Raw genomic sequence first — 19,117 nt, 5'->3', positions numbered from 1 at the left:
GCAACGACATATAATATATATAATAAGGAGACAAGATAATGGTAACTTTGAATATTGAACCTACACAGGTACACATTATGATTTTCTTTTTTATATATTTTTTTCTGTCTCTACACTCTATGTTGTTCGAATTGTTGCCCTATTACTTTTCTTTCATTATGATTTATTCTTACTGAACACTTACTTATAAAATACCAAATTATTAACTTTAAAACTTAAATTAAAATGAGAAAAATCTACATGTTGTTTGTGCTACTTATGGTGGCGATTACCAGCGGTGCACAGAGTTCTAAGACAGTGAATGTCACAACGCCCGGAACATTGGGCACTCTTTTGGGAGAAGACCTGTCGGAAATAACCGACCTGACAGTGACCGGAAAAATGAATAATACCGATTTTATGGTGTTTTCAAATATAACGAACCTCACGAATCTCGACTTGGCGGGAGTAACAATCGTTGATGCCGACGGAAACGAGACCGGCACAATACCTGACTACTCGATGAGTCTTAACAGAACATTGAAGAAAATCGTGATGCCTTCAAGCCTTTTGAAGGTTGGCGAAAGAGCGTTCTTTAAGTGTAAGGTGCTTGAAAAAGTGATTTTCTATGAAGGATTGCAAAGCATTGGCAAGTCTGCCTTCATGAGTTGTGCGGTTCTTGAATCGGTGAATTTCCCCGCTTCTCTTGAGAAGATAGACGACAGGGCTTTCTACAAAACTGTTATCAAGGAGTTTGTTGCCCCAGAGTCTCTTAAGTCTCTCGGTGTATCTTCGTTTTATGGTACCGCCCTTACCAAGGTAAGCATCAACGAAAAGACGGAGAAGATTGGTGAGAGTGCGTTCGGTGGTTGCGTTGACCTTGCATCGTTCGAGGTTGACGAGAAGAGCACAAACTTCAAAGTGATTGACGGTGTACTATTAACTTATGATGCAACGGCACTCGTGGCATACCCGCAAGCAGACCCTCGTGCGAAGTATATCATACCGCAAACCGTTACCACTGTATATATGTCGGCATTCGACTGTGCGGAGAAACTGAAGGTGTTGAGAATAAACAATGGTGTGGCAACGCTGCCTGTGAGCATGTGCTACGGAGCAAAGAACCTGCAAAAGATCTATATTCCCGCATCGGCAACATTGCTGAAAGCAGGCTGTCTGGATAACTGTAAGAGCCTGACAGAAGTGCACGTAAGGGCTACCACACCGCCGGAAGCAGAAACGGGTGCCTTCGGTGTGATGTTCCCAAACTATAAAATGAATCTCTATGTGCCGACAGGTCACCTCGACAAGTATAAGGAGGCAGCTGAATGGAAAGACGCTTTCCTCTCATATAACGAGGAAGATATTCCGCAGGTAACGATGACTACATCGCGCGAAATAGGCGAATACATCTCGCTCAGCATCAAGACAGAGGAGCCTTTGGAAATAATCGGAGCAGAGTATGACTCTCCGGGGGCTTTCAAAATCACCGACAAGAATATCGTTATCAAGGGAGCAATCTCTAAACTGGAGTGTTCGTCAGACAGTCTTACGAGTCTTGACGTGTCTAAGTCGCCACTGCTTGAAGAACTTTTCTGCGACGACAACGCTCTCACCGAACTGGTGCTCGGCAATAACAGTGCGTTGAAAACAATATATTGCGGCGGCAACAAAATCAACAACTTGAATCTTGAGAACCTGCCTGCACTGATAGATTTTAGTTGTTGGGGCAACCAGTTGGAGGCTATTGACTTGTCTCACAACTCCGAACTCGCATCACTCGTATGCCGAGACAACATGATTGCGGGAACGCTCGACCTCTCGGCCAACGCGAAAGTTCGCGAAGTTAACTGCTACAACAATGCTCTCACGGCAATAAAACTTGCTGCCAATTCCGAGTTGAGGCACATTGAGTTGCAGCGCAACAACATCAACGGTGAGAACATGACCGCCTTCATGGAGGCATTGCCCACCTATGTGGCTTATTCTGCGGATGAGTGGGACGACTGGTTCGGTATGAACTTGCAGGGACTTTACCTGATAGAGAAAGACCCTACGCTTGAACAGAACGCTGCAACAGCGGCTGATATTAAGATTGCAAAGGACAAGGGATGGCCTATTTTCGCAATGAATATCGAAGACTACGGAGTGGTTAAGCCTACGCCATACGATGAGTTTGTCAGCAGTGTGCAGACCATTAACGAGAGTAATGCCGGCGTGTCGTTCACGGTTTCTTCTTCTGCAATCGAAGTTAAAGGTCTTGCCGGTGGCGAGAACGTGGTGCTGTATGATGCAAATGCTCGTGTTGTGGGCAAGAAACAGGCCTCTGCAAGTGCGGTTTCTTTTGACGCAACCGGTCTTGCAAAGGGTGTATATGTAGTGAGTACATCTGCCGAAAAACGTAAAATCGTTGTGAAATAAGGCGTTTTGGCATAAATAAAAAAGCCATATCTGCGCTTCATGACGAAGTGAAGATATGGCTTTTATCATGCCCTTTCTTATACACGGGGCGATGTGTGAAAGTTATAGGACTACAGCAAACCTATTTCCTGACTATCTTAATGCTCTCACTGACAGTCTTGCCGTTGAGTTGCATTATGTAGATGCCTGCCGGCAGGGTGCTCAAGTCGATGTCGTGTTCGTTTCCTTTCTTGATGAGTGAACCCTTGAAGTCGTATATAGCCCAAGATGTTATGGCATCGCCGGTGTGAACATGATTGCCGTTGTTGCTGATATATGCTTCCGGATGCTTGTCATTACCAATCTCATCAATGCCGGACACGCCCTCTGTTTCGAACGTTATGCTCTTGGTCTGCGAGCGTCCCGACTCGTAAACGGCGGTCACTTCGGCAGTGTGTTTGCCTTTTGGCAATGCTGTCAGCATCACGTTCTTATTGCTTTGATTGACACCGTTCACGATGTTTCCGTCAAGTTTCACCTCGTATGTGGCACGGTCTTCAATAGGTTTCTTTACCGTTCCGTCGGCATACGGAGTCTCTTCTCCCACGAAGAGATTGTCAATCATCAGGAAATATCCCTTTTGGGTTTCGTTCAGCAGCACCATGCGTTTTGCATTTTCCGGTACGTCGAATGTCATTTCCTGCCAGTTCTTGTCAGAAACGTTTATCGACCGGCTTATCCATACTATGTCGTTCAATGTCTTGGGATATTCCTGTTCGGTGTATCCCACCTTGATTGTTGCCGCTCCGAGAGCGTTGGTGAAGTTCTTTATGACAAACTTGAACGAGGCCTTGCCCGTGAAATTGAGTATCGGCGAGAAGATGAAGTCGTTGTTTGCTTGTCCGCGATTGCCGAAAGACACCAAGTATTGTCTTCCCGAATAAGGCAGTGAGCCGGCATCGAATAATGCAAGTGATGGCGTTGTCTGATACGGATTGAAAGCCATGTAGGACATAGGAATGCCCATGTGTTTGAACGTGAGGTTGTCAAATTCCACCGTCTGTGCTTTGTCCATGTCCCAATATATCCAGTTCATCTCCTTTGTTGCCGGTTCCACGGTGAAAGGTTCGTATGACTCGAAGCCATCGAAAATGAAGTTGTCGGTGTTCCATGAGAGCAAGCACTTGTCTGCTTCGTCCTGTTTTTCGGCCTTGAGGTTATATGCAGGGAGCAGTCTTTCGATGAAATTGAGTTCGTGGTCGAACTCTGTTTCTTCGCCCTCGATGGTCAGTGTTTCATCGATGTCGTCGAAGCCGTCGAGTTCTGCATGCAGCAAATACTTCTTCTTTGCCACTCCGCCGATTGTCCATGTTTCCCCGTCTTTTTTCGTTGCGGTGAATGTTGCGTTGTCGTTGTCTGCTGCCTTAATTGTTATCAACGGTGAAGAGTTGCGTGGTTTGGCGTTTGTCTTGACTTTGAAATTCACGTCGGCAAGCAGATTTCTTCCTATACGACCGGATGTTGCCATACCCGATTCTTTCTCTGAAGCGAGAACGCTCGTTACGGCATATCTGTAATAACCCATAGGCAACGTGCCGAATTGTGCGTCATTGTACTCACGCACGGCAACGTCTGTTGATGCCAGATACTGCCAGTTCTCGCCCTCTTTCTCAAGTTTTCTGTAAACCTTGTATTGCTTTTGGCGTTGCAGGGTGTTTGCAATGGCCGTGCCATCGGCATTGAGCATGGCGTAGTCGATACCGATGAGAAGGTTCTTCTTCATGTCGTGCTGGTCGAGATACTCGAATGCGGCATTCGCATAGTCGGTGTTCATGACATGAACGTTAGGCTCGAACTCAAGTCCGTTGTTCACACCGGCATCGGCAAGCATGCTCAAGAATCCGTTATAGCGGAATGCCACGAGAGCACCTCCTTTCACAACGAGCGGCTGAGGCAGTTCGTAGCGACACCATGTGTTGTCGGTATTGGCAATGCCTTTCTGTTCGTAGAGAATGGTATTGGTGGGATTACCCTCGCTGTTGAGTGCAAAAATAACCAAATCCACGTTCTTGTGAGGACCGCGGAACTCATCGGTCTGCCACTTCACGGCTGTTATTGCAATGTCTTTGCGGAACACTGTGCCCACAATGCTGCGCTCGGTGTATGAGAAAACGCCTATGTGAGCCACTCCCGCACCTTTATGATATGAAATAGAGTCCACGTCTATCGGTGCTTCCCATTTAACGTTTCCTGCGTTATCCTGTGCGGTAACAGTGACCAAGCGGGGTGCCACGGCCTTATCTTTCAGTTCGATGACAGGCAGTGTTGTCGCGTCTTTCGTTATCGCAACTTGCTCCTGTTCGCTGATGAGGCCGGGGTGTTGTGCCGTGAGTTGATATGTACCTTCGTAGATGTTCGCCACCGTGTATTTACCCTCATTGTCGGTATAGGCCACATACTTGGTTGTTTCTGCGGTGCCGTTTATGGCGGTCATCACCACCTTCGCGTCTTTCAGCGCAGCCCCATCGGAGAATGTTACTTTACCTGTTGCAGTGAGTTTCTCGATCTTGTTCAGTGTTATATTAATGTCAATGTCTTCTTCAGACGACACCTGTACCGGTTGTGTATGCAGTGCATAGCCTTCTTTTCGTGCCTCAAGGGTATAGTCGGCTTCGGGTATGTTCGTCATTGTCCATTGGCCTTGGGCGTTTGTTTTTGTAGAGAAGTCGGTGTCTTTGAGAGATATTTCAACATTCTGCAATGCTGCTCCGTCATGCTTTACGGTGCCATGCAACGAACCCTCCGATGCCTCTTTTATCGTGATGCCGAAGACTTCGAGTTGGAATTTATTCGGGTCAGAGTTCATTCTGATTGCGAAATTCTCATTGTTGTCGGCTGTCGGAGTATAGTAGGCCACGTAGTTGGCACGCTGACCTTCCTCATTGGCAACCTCAAACTTACCTATCTCCTTAAATCCTGTGAGGTCTTCCTCCTTGTCTCCTTTACCGAAATAGAGGCTCATTTTCTCAATCAGTTCGAGGTTTGCGGCCGAAGCAGTAACCATTATTTTATACTTGGTGTTGCCTTTCAGCGCGATCGGACGTGAAATAATCCAGTCGTCGCCGGCCATTTTTTCGTTATAACTGCAGTATATACCCTCGCTTGCCATGCGTCTTTTCCATGTCGTACCGTCGTGGTTGCGGTCGATGATAGTCCACAAAGGCATGTCATCGTTGGTGAATTTACATTGGTATGGCGCGAGATGAGACGTTCCAAGTATGATAAATTCAGACATTGCCGCCTTTCCTTTCTCGCGACCCACCGGTGTTATTCTGTACCGGTAGTTGGCAAGCAGTGTCACGGTGTTGTCTGTAAAGGTTGTTTCCTGTATTCCTTCGGCTATTGTGGCGTTGTCCGGCAGGCGTGTAATGTCATATTTTATGCCGGCAGGGATATATCCGCCGTTGATACCTTTTGCTGGCGATGTCCATGACATTTTGCAACTTCTGCCATCAGTCTGCTTTTCAAGTTGAATATTTGTGACCGCATCGGGAATGTCCTCGCCGATATATACCTGCTTCACTGTCTCTTCACCGTTGCCCTCACTGTTTGAAGCATACGCTTTATAGGTGTATAGGTCGTTGGCGGTCAGTGTTTCGTTGGTGGTTATCAGTTCGCCTGCCGTTGCGTTGTCTTTCGAGAAAATCTCCTTGTTTCCGCGCAGCAGGTGTATCTTGAATGTTCCGAGAGTGCCGCCTCCCACAGTGTTTTGAGGTGCTTTAACGGTGATATTAACCTCTTTTGCGCCATCGCTGACAGGTGTTATCTCAAGTTTTTCAACCTTTCCCGGCGCTCCCTCCTTTACATTTGAGTATGGGAAATCGAGTCCTACGATTTGCTTTTCGCCCGTAAGTTCCACGTTAGTGTCATAATATCCGCTTTTCAAGTCAATGTTCAGGAGTTGCGTTCCCTCTCTGCTTGTGGGTATTGCCCACCATAGTCTGCCGGTCTTGTGGTCTATTCCCATCGACTGCAGTTCGCTTTTGGCCGAGTAGTCGCAACTGTTCAGAGTCTCCTCGTTGCCGTCAAGTTCGAGTTTTACGAGTTCGCTGTACGGATTTTCAGCATAGATTTGCCCTTGCAGGTCGATTGCGATTGCCACGAACTCTTGGTATAGTTCGGCAACTTCGGTCACTTCGCCATTGCTGAGGTCGATTTTCAACAGCCTGCTCACACGTCCGGCGTTGCCCAGTGCGTACATAATGCCGTTCTTGTAGTCGTAGGCCATGTCGTAGAACTTGTCATCGCTGTTGCAGGTGGCAATCTTAGTGAACGTACCAGTGTCAAAGTCGTAAGTTCCGAACGCCATCGGCGATGGGTCGTTGCCCGACTTATCGCAAGTCTGCACGTAGTACTTCTTGCCTGCAAACGCTCCGGCACGTATGCCGTAGTCGTGGGTTCGCAGCAGTTGGAAACCCGATGGATTGCCCACATCAAACTTGCACGGGCCGATGTTCTCCGGCGTTTGCGAGTCGTTGCGGTTCCATCCGTAAGCCACTTGTGCGTCTGCTCTCGAACCAATCATCAAGAGACACATAAGAAGCATGAAAAAAGTAGATTTCTTCATTGTAGAAAATGGTTTAGATTAATAAATGTGTAAATATATAATTTAATTCTCTCAAATAGATATTTTTCATTATTTGTATAGTAACGTTGCACTCCTTTTTAAATTGGATTGCGGTATGTGCGTTTGTGAAATCTTATTATATATTTGCAATTATTTGCGTATTACATTATTTATTTGTAATATTGCAGATGAAAATTTGGATTTTAATATATAATCATTTATGAAAGAAATAGAACAGTTTTCTTGGGCAGAAGATATAGAGGGAGCAGTGACGGTGAGCGACACCGAGGGTAAGGTAATATTTATGAACAAGCGTTCGCGCGAAACATTTAACAAACCCGGCGAGACAATGGTGGGAAAGAGCATGATACCATGCCACAGCGAGAAGTCGCAAAGCATAATACGCGAGATGCTCGAGAAGAACATCCCTCACTGCTATACAATCACAAAACGCGGTAAACGCAAACTTATCTATCAGACACCGTGGCGTGAGAATGGTGAAGTTCGCGGACTGGTGGAGTTCTCGTTCGTTCTCCCCGACGATATGCCGCACTACGATCGCGATAAAGAATAATTGTGATTTGAAAGATAATACGCAGTTATAGATCCATCACTTCAAGAGTCTTTTTGAGAAGTAATGAACCGGATACCACACTGAAAGGAAACTCACAACGAGGACGGTGACGAATACTAGCAGAATGTCTGTCAAGTGAACGCTGACGGGATAGGCATCGACAATGAACGAACCGCTACTGCTTCCTAATTTCACAATCCCGAAAACCTGTTGTAGAAAGCAAAGGAACAGTCCGAGAAGTATGCCCGCCACAGCACCTACGGCAGCAATCATGCGCCCTTCGAGCAAGAAAATGCGCGTTATCTGTCGGTCGCTTGCTCCGAGGTTTCGCAGCGTCACCACATCGTCTTTCTTGTCGATGATGAGCATTGAGAGCGAACCGATGATGTTGAAGCATGCCACGGCGAGAATGAATGTAAGGAAGATATACGCTATCAGTTTCTCTATCTTCATGATATTGAACGTGTCTTCCTGTTGCTCATACCTGTCGAGCACATTATATTTGCTGCCTGCTATTTCTGTGATATTATCCTTCACACTACCGATATTGCTGCCATCCTTCAGTCGCAGTTCAAGACCGGTGACCATGCCATACTGGTCGAACAGTTCGCGTGCGAATGAAATAGGCGTTATGATATAGTTGGCATCATATTTAGCCTGCTTCACATAGAACACCACACCGGGCGATAGTAGTGAGTCTTCCACAAAACCCTCGGTGGGGTTTGCCATGTCTATCTGTCCCTCACGCTTCGGAGCAAACACCTTCAGGAAACCATCCCAGCGGGCTGTAGTCCCCAAAGTCTCGGCAAGTCGTATTCCCACGATGCCGTATTGCAGATTTGCCGCTTGCAGTTCGAATTCTCCGTCACCGTAGAGGATGTCTTTTATTTGTGTCAGTTCGGCAAAACTATTCTCCACTCCCTTTATTTTTACCATTGCCTGTCGGTCTTTATAAACGGCGAGTGCGTTATCTTCCACGCAGTCCATTGCCACCTTTACCTCCGGCATTTTGCGTATTTTGTCGAGCATCGGGTCGTCGGCAGGTACGCTCTTTCCCTCTTTCGGCACCACTACCAGTTCCGGATCCATTGCCGTGAACAGCGAGGCCACGAGGTCATGGAATCCGTTGAACACACTAAGAGTGATGATGAGTGCCATCGAAGCCACGGCAACGCCCACCATAGAGATGAAACTTATGACGTTAATAGCGTTCGTACTCTTCTTTGAGAAGAGGTAACGGCGTGCGATGTAGAATGGGAAACTCATGCCCTAAGCAGTTCGTCGATACGTTCGATATAGTCGAGGGAATCGTCTATGAAGAACCGTAGTTCGGGTATGATGCGCAGTTGGTTGCGCACGCGTGTTCCGAGTTCGTAGCGTATTGTTTTCTCGTTCGCCGTGATATTCTTCAGCAGTTCCTCGCTTTTCTCGCTTGGGAAGATGCTCAAGTAGGCCGTGCAGATGCCGAGATCGGGGCTCACTTTCACCCTCGTCACGCTCACCATCGTGCCGTGCATCATTCGAGTCTGACTTTGAAATATGAGGCTCAGTTCTTTCTGCAACAGTCTTGCTATACGGTTTTGTCTTGTCTCTTGCATGTTGTTTTCTCCTTTTTATTTCGTGCAAAGGTAGTTTTTTTCATAGAGATCGCAAAATAAAACTGAAATGTTTTTATCCTGTCGCCGTTCAAAAACAGACATATAGGCATAAATTCTCTGTCATATTCTGTTGTCTTTGCGTCTTTCTTTTCGCAAGATTTATAATGATATTCACTATAATATAATGGTTATCAGTAATCGACAACGTCTTCCGATATGCCGAAGTCTATATTTATGGTAACAAAAAAAGAGGGCTCTTCTTTCAGAGTCCTCTCTCTTATTACTTTCTTGGAAAATTATTTCAAAGCGTCAACAAGTTCTGCACCGGCCTTGAACTTAGCAACTTTCTTTGCCGGAATCTGAATCTTCTGCTTTGTAGCAGGGTTAATTCCCTCATGTGCTTCACGTGTAACAACGCTGAAAGTACCGAATCCAACGAGTGCAACTTTGTCTTCTTTTGCCAATGCGTCCTTGATTGCTTCTATCGTTGCATCAAGAGCCTTCTTTGCTTCAACCTGGCTGATAGCAGCGTTTTCAGCAATCTTCTTTACTAATTCTGTTTTATTCATAATTAGGGTTGATTAAATTATTAATTTTATTGAATGCTTTCACGATTTCAACCGCAAATATACTTTAATCCTTTTAAAAAACAAACAAAAAACCAAAAAAAATGAAGAATTTGATAAAAAAAACTCTCCAAGACCCTGTTTTTGTGCCATTTGAAGGATATTTTTCGTAATTTTGCCGTGATTTTACAATAAAAATATACAAATTATATGCGTGCAATTCCAACGATAACAAAGAACTTGTTGATTATAAATGTGCTCATGTTTCTGGCTACATGGGTGTTTGGTTTGAAAGGGATAGAACTCAGCGACTATCTCGGTCTGCATTTCTTCATGGCCGGCGATTTCAGAATCTACCAATTCATTACCTATATGTTTATGCACGGAGGTTTCCAGCATATTTTCTTCAATATGTTTGCGTTGTGGATGTTCGGCGTTGTGGTGGAGAATACGTGGGGGCCAAAGAAGTTCCTTTTTTATTATATAGTGTGCGGAATAGGTGCAGGCTTGGTGCAGGAACTTGTGCAATACAGCAATTATGTCATCGAAGGAATGGCTTCGTTCCAGACTGTGAACACCGGCGATGCCGTGTTGCCGATGGATCAATACCTCAATCTGTGGAACACTGTGGGTGCTTCGGGTGCGGTGTATGGCATCCTGCTCGCTTTCGGAATGCTCTATCCGGAGCAGCGTATATTCATTTTCCCACTGCCGGTGCCTATCAAAGCCAAGTGGTTCGTGATGATATATGTTGCGATAGAACTCTTTTCCGCGCTCGGAACGAGGGGGGACGGTATTGCCCATTTTGCCCACCTCGGCGGTATGTTGTTCGGTTGGCTTATAATAAAATATTGGAAACTACATCCCGGCTCCGACTATTACGGAGGTCGTGGAGAGCAGTTCTTCGACAACATGAAACGCAAATGGGAGATGCGAAAGGGCAAGGATGCGCAGAAAGACAACAATCCCGACCGGAAACATGACACGAGAAAAAAAGAGAACGATGAGGAAATAGACCGTATCCTCGACAAGATAAAACGCTCAGGATATGACAGTCTGACCGCGGAAGAGAAGCGCAGACTGTTCGACAATGGAAACAGATGATGCTCAAAAAGGTAAAGTCGCTACTGATAAGAATCATCGGCGGAGCCAACATTTCCACCATCCTGATTGCCATATTGACAGGATACAGCGACCGTTTCGATGCCGAAACCAGTCCTTTGCTTTCGTGTTCGGGTCTGGCTTTTCCTCTTTTTGCACTTATCAACGGGCTCTTTCTCCTGTTCTGGGTGTTTTTCTGGTGGCGCGGAGCGATAATCCCCGTGCTCGGATTCTTAGCATGCTATTTTCCGATGCGTGCGTTCTGTCCGGTCAATCTGTCTTCCGATTCGCCCCACGATGCTATCCAATTGGTTAGCATGAACGTGATGCGCTTAGAATATCCTATGCCCCAAGACAGTGCCGATGCACAGCACACCATAAAGCAATTTCTTGACATGGCAAAGCCAGACATCGTTTGCTTGCAAGAGGTTCCGCCAATAGTGGATGAGTGGAAGGTGCTTTGTGACAAATACAAAAACATAGAATATGTTGACCACAACGGCAACTTGCTCCTCACCATGAGCCGTTTTCCCATTATCGGGAAAGAACGCATACCATACGAGTCTGCCGGCAACCTCAGTGCGGCATTCCATCTGCTCATAGATGGTGACACGGTGACATTGGTTTCCAACCACTTTCAGAGTTTCAGCCTTAGCAAAGAAGAACGCTCGGAGGTGGGCAAAATAATTGACGGCAGTGGCGACCGCAACCCGCGCAGCACGGGAAACCGGCTGCTGATAAGCAAGATAGTCAACGTTACACGTCACAGGGCACCGCAGATAAAAGCCGTGACGCACTATATAGACAGCATCCGCTCAAAAGGGAGGAGTGTCATCGTGTGTGGCGATTTCAACGAAACGCCAATATCATTCTCTCACAGACAAATGGAAAAACGCCTCACCGACTGTTATTCATCCACCGCCACCGGCCCGGGATTCACATTCGAGCAGAATGGCATGCACTTCCGTATCGACCATATTTTCTGCTCGCCCGACTGGACACCATACCGCTGTCAAGTGGTTGACGGATTGCGTGCATCAGACCATTATCCCTTGCGTTGTTGGTTGAAAAAAGACACTAAGCGATAAAAAATGAATAATAATCAGTCTGAAATTTTTCCAAATGTGAAAAAATAATTATCTTTGCACCCTATTATAACCGAGAAATTATAACATCAAAAGTAAAATAATAAAAATGCAAAACAAAGGAATTGTAATTACAGTAGCCATTCTGCTGACCTTGGCAAGCGTATTCTACTTGTCTTTCTCAGTAGCGACCGGTTATTATGACAGTCAGGCTGCCAAAATCTCAGACCCTATTGCGCAGCAAGACTACAAGGACTCTGTCCGCTATCTCAAGTTGCCTTTCGGTATCAATGACGGTTACACCTATCAGGAGTGTCTTGAAACGCAAATCGGTCTCGGACTCGACCTCAAGGGTGGTATGAACGTAATTCTCGAAATCTCGGTGCCGGACGTGGTTGATCTCCTTGCCGACCATAAGCAGGATGCAGCCTATCGCAAGGCTCTCGAAGAGGCAAAGAAGCAGGAAGAGACAAGTCAGAGCGACTTCATCTCGCTCTTCATCGCTGCCTACCAAAAGGCTGCGCCGGGACATCGTCTGGCTGAAATCTTCGCCACACAGCAACTCAAAGGAAAAATTTCCACACAGAGTTCTGACAAGGAAGTAGAAAATGCGCTGCGTGCAGCAGTCGATGATGCTGTGAAAAACTCATTCAACGTGGTGCGCACACGTATCGACAAGTTCGGAGTTATACAGCCAAACATTCAGGAACTCGAAGGACAGCAGGGACGACTGATGGTGGAAATGCCCGGTGTTCGTGAGCCGGAACGCATCAGAAAGTTGCTTCAGGGTTCGGCAAACCTCGAATTCTGGGAGACATACAACAACGAGGAGATAACACCGCTGCTCTCTCAACTCGACCGCCGTTTCGCCACAGGAGCCACAACTGCTGACACTGCCGCTACCGCAAAGGCTGACACATTGCAGAACAAACAGGTGGCACAGGCAGGAAAACCGGAAGAAGCAAAGGCACAGCCTAAGTTCCAGATAAAGAAGGATGCCAACACCGCACAGGAAGCAGAAAAGAATGCCACGGCAAGCGCAGAACTCGCTGCTGCCAAGAAGCAGAACCCTCTGCTCGCAGTGCTGCAGTTAGCACAGCGCGGTTCGCTATCTCTCGTTGGATATGCTAATATTCGTGACACCGCAGACATCAATAAAATCATTTATAGCGAGGTTGCAAAGCAGATTCTTCCGGGCGACTTGAGACTCATGTGGAGTTCAAAGGCTGCCGACGGAACAAAGAATATCTACGAACTCTACGCTCTGAAGGCTACCGGCAGCAACGGACGCGCACCGCTTGAGGGCGATGTCATCACTGATGCCAAGGACGACTTCCAGCCTGTTACAGGCCGTCCGTGCGTAAGCATGCAGATGAACACCGACGGCGCACGTCGCTGGGCAGAACTCACAAAGGCTAATGTGGGTAAGGAAATAGCCATCGTTCTTGATGGTGTGGTATATTCTGCACCGCGCATCAACGAGCAAATCTCAGGTGGTAATTCACAGATTACCGGTACGTTCACCATCGAAGACACCAAAGACCTTGCCAACACTCTCAAGTCGGGACGTATGCCGGCTCCGGCACGCATCGTGCAGGAAGAGGTGGTTGGTCCTACACTCGGAGCACAGTCAATCCAGCAGGGACTTATGTCCTTCGTAGTGGCATTCGTTCTACTTATGATATATATGGTGATGATGTATAACTTCATCCCGGGTATGCTCGCAAACTGCGCTCTGCTTATCAACCTCTTCTTCACGCTCGGTATCATGGCTTCGTTCCAATCGGCACTATCGATGCCGGGTATTGCCGGTATCGTGCTCACGCTCGGTATGGCAGTCGATGCCAACGTGCTTATATATGAGCGTATAAAGGAGGAACTCCGCAAGGGCAAGGGAATGAAAGAGGCTGTGCGTGAAGGCTACAGCAACGCTTTCTCTGCTATCTTCGACTCTAACCTTACATCTTTGATAACTGCCATAATCCTTGGCGTAATCGGTACAGGTCCTATCCGCGGCTTCGCCATAACACTGGGTATCGGTATCTGCTGCTCGTTCTTCACCGCAGTGTTCCTTACTCGTCTTATTTATGAAAACCGTCTTGAGAAGGGACATTGGCAGAACCTTAAGTTCTTCACCGGCATATCAAAGAACCTCCTTCAGAATACTCACTTCCACTTCATGTCTAACTTCAAGAAGTCGTTCACAATCTTCGGAGTGATAGCATTGCTCTTCGTGGTTAGTTTCGCAGTTCGTGGTCTGAGTCGTTCTATCGACTTCACCGGTGGTCGCAACTACGTTATCACACTGAACAAACCAACCCATGTTGAGGATGTTCGTAAGGTGCTCTCAGGTGCTTTCACAAACACCGTGGGCGAACAGGCAGGCAAGGTGGCAAATACCAATGTCATTGCACTCGGTACCGACGGCAAGACAATACGCGTGTCAACCAACTATAACATCGAGAGCAACTCTCCCGATGAAGATGACAAAGCTGAGACAATACTCTACGAAGCACTCAAGAAGGGCGGTTTCGTAAGTCAGGCAAATGTTGAGTCGTTCAAGAACCCGGACATACGTGAGGGTGGTTCGATAATCAGCAGTACAAAGGTGGGTCCGAGCATCGCGAAGAACATCACATACAACGCGATATTCTCGCTCGTGATTGCTCTCTTGGCTATCTTCCTTTACATCCTTGTGCGTTTCCGTAACGTTGCTTTCTCTATCGGCTCAATCGTGGCTTTGACAGTTGATACGATAATCGTTATCGGATTCTTCTCGGCACTTTACAACATCGTTCCGTTCTCTCTTGAGATAGACCAGACGTTCATCGGTGCCATACTTACCGTTATCGGTTACTCTATCAACGACAAGGTGGTTGTGTTCGACCGTATTCGTGAGAACCTCGGACTGTATAAGAAGCGCGATATGCAGGATAACTTCAACAACTCTATCAACGAAACGTTGGCACGTACCGTGAACACCTCGGCTTCTACGTTACTCGTTCTGCTGTGTATCTTCTTCCTCGGAGGTGAGAGCATACGCTCGTTCTCGTTCGCGATGATACTCGGTGTGATATTCGGTACTCTCTCTTCAATCTTCATTGCTTCGCCTGTGGCATACCTTGTTATGGGTCGCAAGATTAAGAATGCTGAGGTAGAGGAGCAGAAATAATCACTCATCATAACCCTTTGCTGCCACGTGCAGCAAACGTAAAGACTGGACTGTCGGTTGCAGATGTTGCAATCGGGAGTCCGGTTTCTTTGTTATATGTTAGCAATACTCATCTCTTGGGAAAGCAAATTGGGCGAAATTGCAAACCAAATTGGGCGAAATTGAAAAGTAAAATCGCCCAAATTGCAGAGCAAATTCGCCCAATTTGGAAATATGAAGTTCTCTAAAGGTTGCTTGTTAGCCTATATATAAACCCCAATCTGTCATTAGACCGCATTTGCTTAGATTTTCTATTGCCGGCATGCTTCCCTACTGCTTTAGTTTGCTTGCCGACATCTGCGCAGCCATTACATCTTGCCGTAGCCCGCTACGCCTTCGATGAAACGTCAGCACATTTGCTCAACAATCGAATAAAATCAGTCAAGGGCTCTAATGATCGATTTGAGATAAAGTTATAAAGGAAAGGCTTCGGATGTGGGTGCCGGCAAATGGTGCCGACACCCTATGTTCATAGTAAGATATATATATATTGGTTGTGAATGGTTCATTTAAAGCAATTTCTGTTTATATCATCATGCCATTTATTGTTGCGAGCCAGATCTTTCATACGTTTGTCAACCTCATTTTTTACCATTTCTTTGATGGTTTCGAGCAGTTGCATCCGTTCTTCCATTATCTTCTGCATTTCTTCGTCAGCATAAAGTTGCTTTCTGTTTCGCTTCTCTTTTTGCATGATTACACAGATTTTCTCCTTATGGCAACAAAGTTAGTCATGAAACCACCTTTTTCACTTGCTTAAATCTGCCAAAAACTTGCTTAAATCAGACATTCGTTATTTGTCAAAGTTGCTCAAATCTGCCATTTGTACCGTGTAACTATCTGAGCATCAAAGAATAATAGGTGGCGTTTTTACATATTTTAAGAAGTGTTTTTTCTTGTCTGAATTTTATTTTTTTTCGGTGTTCTTTCTCATTTTTTTAGAAAATAAAAAGTAGTTCGGATTGTTTTTTACTCTAAAAAAACGTTTTTTTTCTTGTTTATACTCAGTGAAATTAGTATCTTTGTGCCGTTTTCATTGAAATATAATAATAACTTTATGACAACCGAAATACCATGTAGTTTCATTATATATATAAAATGTATATGGAATGGATATTGTGGCAAGGGGAAGAGAATGGCATTATTATTCTCGATTGTTGCAGCCATGTTGCTCTCTTCGTGTAACGATTCCATACATTATGCCACGCCTGAGGAACGTCGTACAACAGACAGTATAGTAAAGGCAATTCCAACAGAAGACTCGCTTAACGAGATGCGCCGACACTTCGACAGTGAGGGAAACCAACTCGGAAGCATCACGGTATTGAGAGAACTCGGCAAGCGGCAACGCAATGAAAGCCGTTTCGATGATGCTCTGAAGAGTCACAGTGAGGGACTGAGGCTGGCAGAAATAGCAAAGGACACACTCGAGACGGTGCAGGCTCTGAACAATATCGGTACCAATTACAGGCGACTGGGCATTTATGACGTGGCTACGAGTTATCATTACAGGGCACTGAGACTGAATGAGGAGGCTGCCGACAATACCGTAATAGGTAAGAAAAACAGGATGGTATCGCTGAACGGACTCGGAAATATCTATATGGCAACCGGTAACTACGAACGTGCCGACAGTGTGTTAAGGCTTGCATTGGCCGGCGAGCAGCAGTTGGGCAGTTCCTTGGGAATGGCGATAAACTATGCAAACATTGGCAGTATATTCAAGCAAAAGAACAATATTGACTCGGCATGGTTCTACTATAGACGCTCTATGGCGTGCAACGAGGAAGCCCATAGCGTGCTCGGTGTGTCGCTCTGCCATACATATTTCGGTTCGCTCTACGAGAAAGAGAAGAAATACGATAAGGCCATCGAGGAATACAACAAGGCTTTTCTGCTTATGCAGGCTTCGAAAGACGAGTGGCATTCACTTGGTTCGCTGCTCGCCTTGGCTCATATCTACATCGAAATGGGGGATTATGCGGAAGCCATTGGTAGGTTGGAGAAAGCCGAGGAGGTGGCTCGGCGCATAAAGTCGAAAGAGCATCTTGCCGAAATACGACAGCAATATTATCTCATATACAAGCATCAGGGCGACTGGCGCAGGGCTTTGGACAACTATGTCACTGCTTCCGAGATACAAGACAGTCTTGTGGACATAAAAAAACTGAACCAGATACAGAATATCAGCCTCGGAATAGAGCGCAATCGGCAGGCGATAGAGATGAGTGATGCCAGACAACGGTATGAGTCTGAACGTACCACGCGCCGCGTCAGTATTGCCGTATTCTCGGTGATACTCATCTTGCTGGCAGGTGTGCTTGCAATGATGTTCTATATTCTGCGAACACGTGCACGCAATCATCGCATGCTGAAGCAACTCAGCGAACTGCGTGAGACATTCTTCACGAACATTACACACGAATTCCGCACTCCTCTCACGCTGATTCTCGGAATGAGTCACGATATAGGAAACAATGAGTCACTGCCCGAAAAAACGCGTGAGATGGGACTCGTTATGGAGCGGCAGGGCAACAGTCTGCTGACGCTCATCAACCAACTGCTCGACATATCCAAAGTGAAGTCGGCCGTGGGAGAACCTGATTGGCGGCATGGCGACATCGCATTGTATATCTCAATGATTGTGGATGCTCATAGAGAGCATGCGAGCAGGAAAAACATCAATCTGCAATTCTTCTCTGACAGAAGTGTGGAGATGGACTTTGTGCCCGACTTCGTGAACAAGGCGCTGAACAATCTGCTCGCAAACTCAATGAAATTCACACCGGAAGGTGGCAAAGTGAGCGTTCGTGTGGAGAAAGCAGATGCCGAGCAGGTAAGAATCAGTGTTTCGGACAATGGTGTGGGGATAAAACCGGAAAGTCTTGAGCATATCTTCAAACCATTCTATCAGGAGGAGGGAGAGAGCAGACTTCTCGGAACAGGTGTCGGACTGGCTCTTGTAAAACAGATAGTGAGTTCGGTGAAAGGAGAGATAAGAGTGGAAAGTACTGTAGGGCGTGGCACAAAATTCATCATTGACGTACCAATTAAGCATGGTGACGGAAAGTGGACGATGCTCGAAAAGCCGGACTCTGTCAATGTTGTGCCGGAGGTGGGAGACGATGGCGTGAAACCGGAGGATACCATGTGCTCAAACGATGACAGCACGCGCATTCTCATTATCGAGGATAACCGTGACGTGGCACGGTATATCGGAAGCAGGTTATCGACGATGTATGATATATGCTATGCCTTTAACGGCCGAGAGGGAATAGAGAAGGCGCGCGATGTGATGCCTGACCTCATCATCACCGACCTTATGATGCCGGAAATGAACGGACTGGAGGTGTGCCGACAGGTGCGCAATGACGAGATAATCAGTCATGTGCCGATAATCGTTATCACGGCAAAAGTGAGCGAGGCCGAGCGTATTGAAGGATTGGAAGCAGGTGCCGATGCATATCTCTGCAAACCTTTTAACGATACGGAACTGCGTGTTCGAGTGGAGAAACTTTTGGAACAGCGACAACATTTGCGCGAGAAATTCTCACAGTTGCTCAGTGAGGGCAAGGAGTCGGAGGTGGAACTGTGTGATGCCGACCGCCGTTTCCTCGCCAAGATGGTGGATGTGGTTTATCTGCTTATGGACAAACGGCAGGCTGATGTGAATACCCTTGCCGAGAAACTCTGCATGAGTTCGCGACAACTTCACCGTAAGATACAGGCTCTGACAGGAGAAACGCCGGCAGCATATATTCTGCAAATAAAGATGAAGAAAGCGAAAATACTGCTCGACACGAAACCGGAAATGAGTCTTGAGGAAATCTCCGACCGTTGCAGTTTTGAGCATTATTCCGGTTTCTATCATGCTTTCAAGAAACTCCACGGCATTACTCCAAAGCAGTATAAGCGACGTGTAGAAGATGTTTGATTTTTGATATTGAAATGTGGGAATGATTCCCGATTTATGAAC

Annotated in this window: 11 protein-coding genes; 6 read left to right on the top strand and 5 right to left on the bottom strand. The window is 46.4% G+C overall.

What is annotated here, in order from left to right:
- The first annotated feature begins 225 nt into the window (after positions 1 to 225).
- Entirely contained in the window at positions 226 to 2,400 is a 2,175-nt protein-coding gene (locus EHV08_RS06865; RefSeq protein WP_126678662.1) for a leucine-rich repeat protein, read from the top strand.
- 121 nt (positions 2,401 to 2,521) lie between these two features.
- Here the strand turns inward: EHV08_RS06865 and EHV08_RS06860 are convergent, their stop codons facing one another.
- Positions 2,522 to 7,006 (bottom strand): carboxypeptidase regulatory-like domain-containing protein, encoded by a 4,485-nt coding sequence (locus EHV08_RS06860; RefSeq protein ID WP_126678661.1) that lies wholly within the window; start codon positions 7,004 to 7,006, stop codon positions 2,522 to 2,524.
- Between the two features lie 220 nt (positions 7,007 to 7,226).
- On the opposite strand from EHV08_RS06860, the gene EHV08_RS06855 reads away from it, so the two are divergent.
- Complete coding sequence (locus tag EHV08_RS06855) at positions 7,227 to 7,580, top strand: PAS domain-containing protein (protein ID WP_238988032.1); 354 nt, start codon at positions 7,227 to 7,229, stop codon at positions 7,578 to 7,580.
- 36 nt (positions 7,581 to 7,616) lie between these two features.
- On the opposite strand, the gene EHV08_RS06850 is transcribed toward EHV08_RS06855, so the two are convergent.
- From EHV08_RS06850 to EHV08_RS06840, 3 genes are all read right to left on the bottom strand, one after another.
- The gene (locus EHV08_RS06850; RefSeq protein WP_126678660.1) at positions 7,617 to 8,846 is read right to left on the bottom strand and encodes an FtsX-like permease family protein; all 1,230 of its coding nucleotides are present in this window, start codon (positions 8,844 to 8,846) and stop codon (positions 7,617 to 7,619) included.
- Positions 8,843 to 9,178 carry a 30S ribosome-binding factor RbfA gene (rbfA, locus tag EHV08_RS06845; protein ID WP_126678659.1) on the bottom strand — a complete coding sequence of 112 codons (336 nt, stop codon included), beginning with the start codon at positions 9,176 to 9,178 and terminating at the stop codon, positions 8,843 to 8,845. The genes EHV08_RS06850 and rbfA overlap by 4 nt, the downstream gene beginning before the upstream one ends.
- A gap of 296 nt (positions 9,179 to 9,474) precedes the next feature.
- Complete coding sequence (locus tag EHV08_RS06840; protein WP_126678658.1) at positions 9,475 to 9,747, bottom strand: HU family DNA-binding protein; 273 nt, start codon at positions 9,745 to 9,747, stop codon at positions 9,475 to 9,477.
- Positions 9,748 to 9,954: 207 nt separating this feature from the next.
- On the opposite strand from EHV08_RS06840, the gene EHV08_RS06835 reads away from it, so the two are divergent.
- From EHV08_RS06835 to secDF, 3 genes are all read left to right on the top strand, one after another.
- Positions 9,955 to 10,848 (top strand): rhomboid family intramembrane serine protease, encoded by an 894-nt coding sequence (locus EHV08_RS06835; protein WP_126678657.1) that lies wholly within the window; start codon positions 9,955 to 9,957, stop codon positions 10,846 to 10,848.
- Positions 10,845 to 11,933, top strand: coding sequence for an endonuclease/exonuclease/phosphatase family protein (locus EHV08_RS06830; RefSeq protein WP_126678656.1), 1,089 nt, complete (start codon positions 10,845 to 10,847; stop codon positions 11,931 to 11,933). The genes EHV08_RS06835 and EHV08_RS06830 overlap by 4 nt, the downstream gene beginning before the upstream one ends.
- Positions 11,934 to 12,039: 106 nt before the next feature.
- On the top strand, positions 12,040 to 15,102 hold the full coding sequence (secDF, locus tag EHV08_RS06825; protein WP_126678655.1) for a protein translocase subunit SecDF: 3,063 nt from the start codon (positions 12,040 to 12,042) through the stop codon (positions 15,100 to 15,102).
- A gap of 544 nt (positions 15,103 to 15,646) precedes the next feature.
- Here secDF and EHV08_RS06820 read toward each other — a convergent pair.
- Entirely contained in the window at positions 15,647 to 15,835 is a 189-nt protein-coding gene (locus EHV08_RS06820) for a hypothetical protein (protein ID WP_126678654.1), read from the bottom strand.
- 441 nt (positions 15,836 to 16,276) lie between these two features.
- On the opposite strand from EHV08_RS06820, the gene EHV08_RS06815 reads away from it, so the two are divergent.
- Positions 16,277 to 19,075, top strand: coding sequence for a hybrid sensor histidine kinase/response regulator transcription factor (locus tag EHV08_RS06815; RefSeq protein ID WP_238988031.1), 2,799 nt, complete (start codon positions 16,277 to 16,279; stop codon positions 19,073 to 19,075).
- The last annotated feature ends 42 nt before the right edge of the window (positions 19,076 to 19,117 follow it).

It is taken from the genome of Prevotella koreensis, assembly GCF_003977605.1.
Classification (GTDB): domain Bacteria; phylum Bacteroidota; class Bacteroidia; order Bacteroidales; family Bacteroidaceae; genus Prevotella; species Prevotella koreensis.
This window is presented reverse-complemented; position numbering and strand designations above follow the sequence as displayed.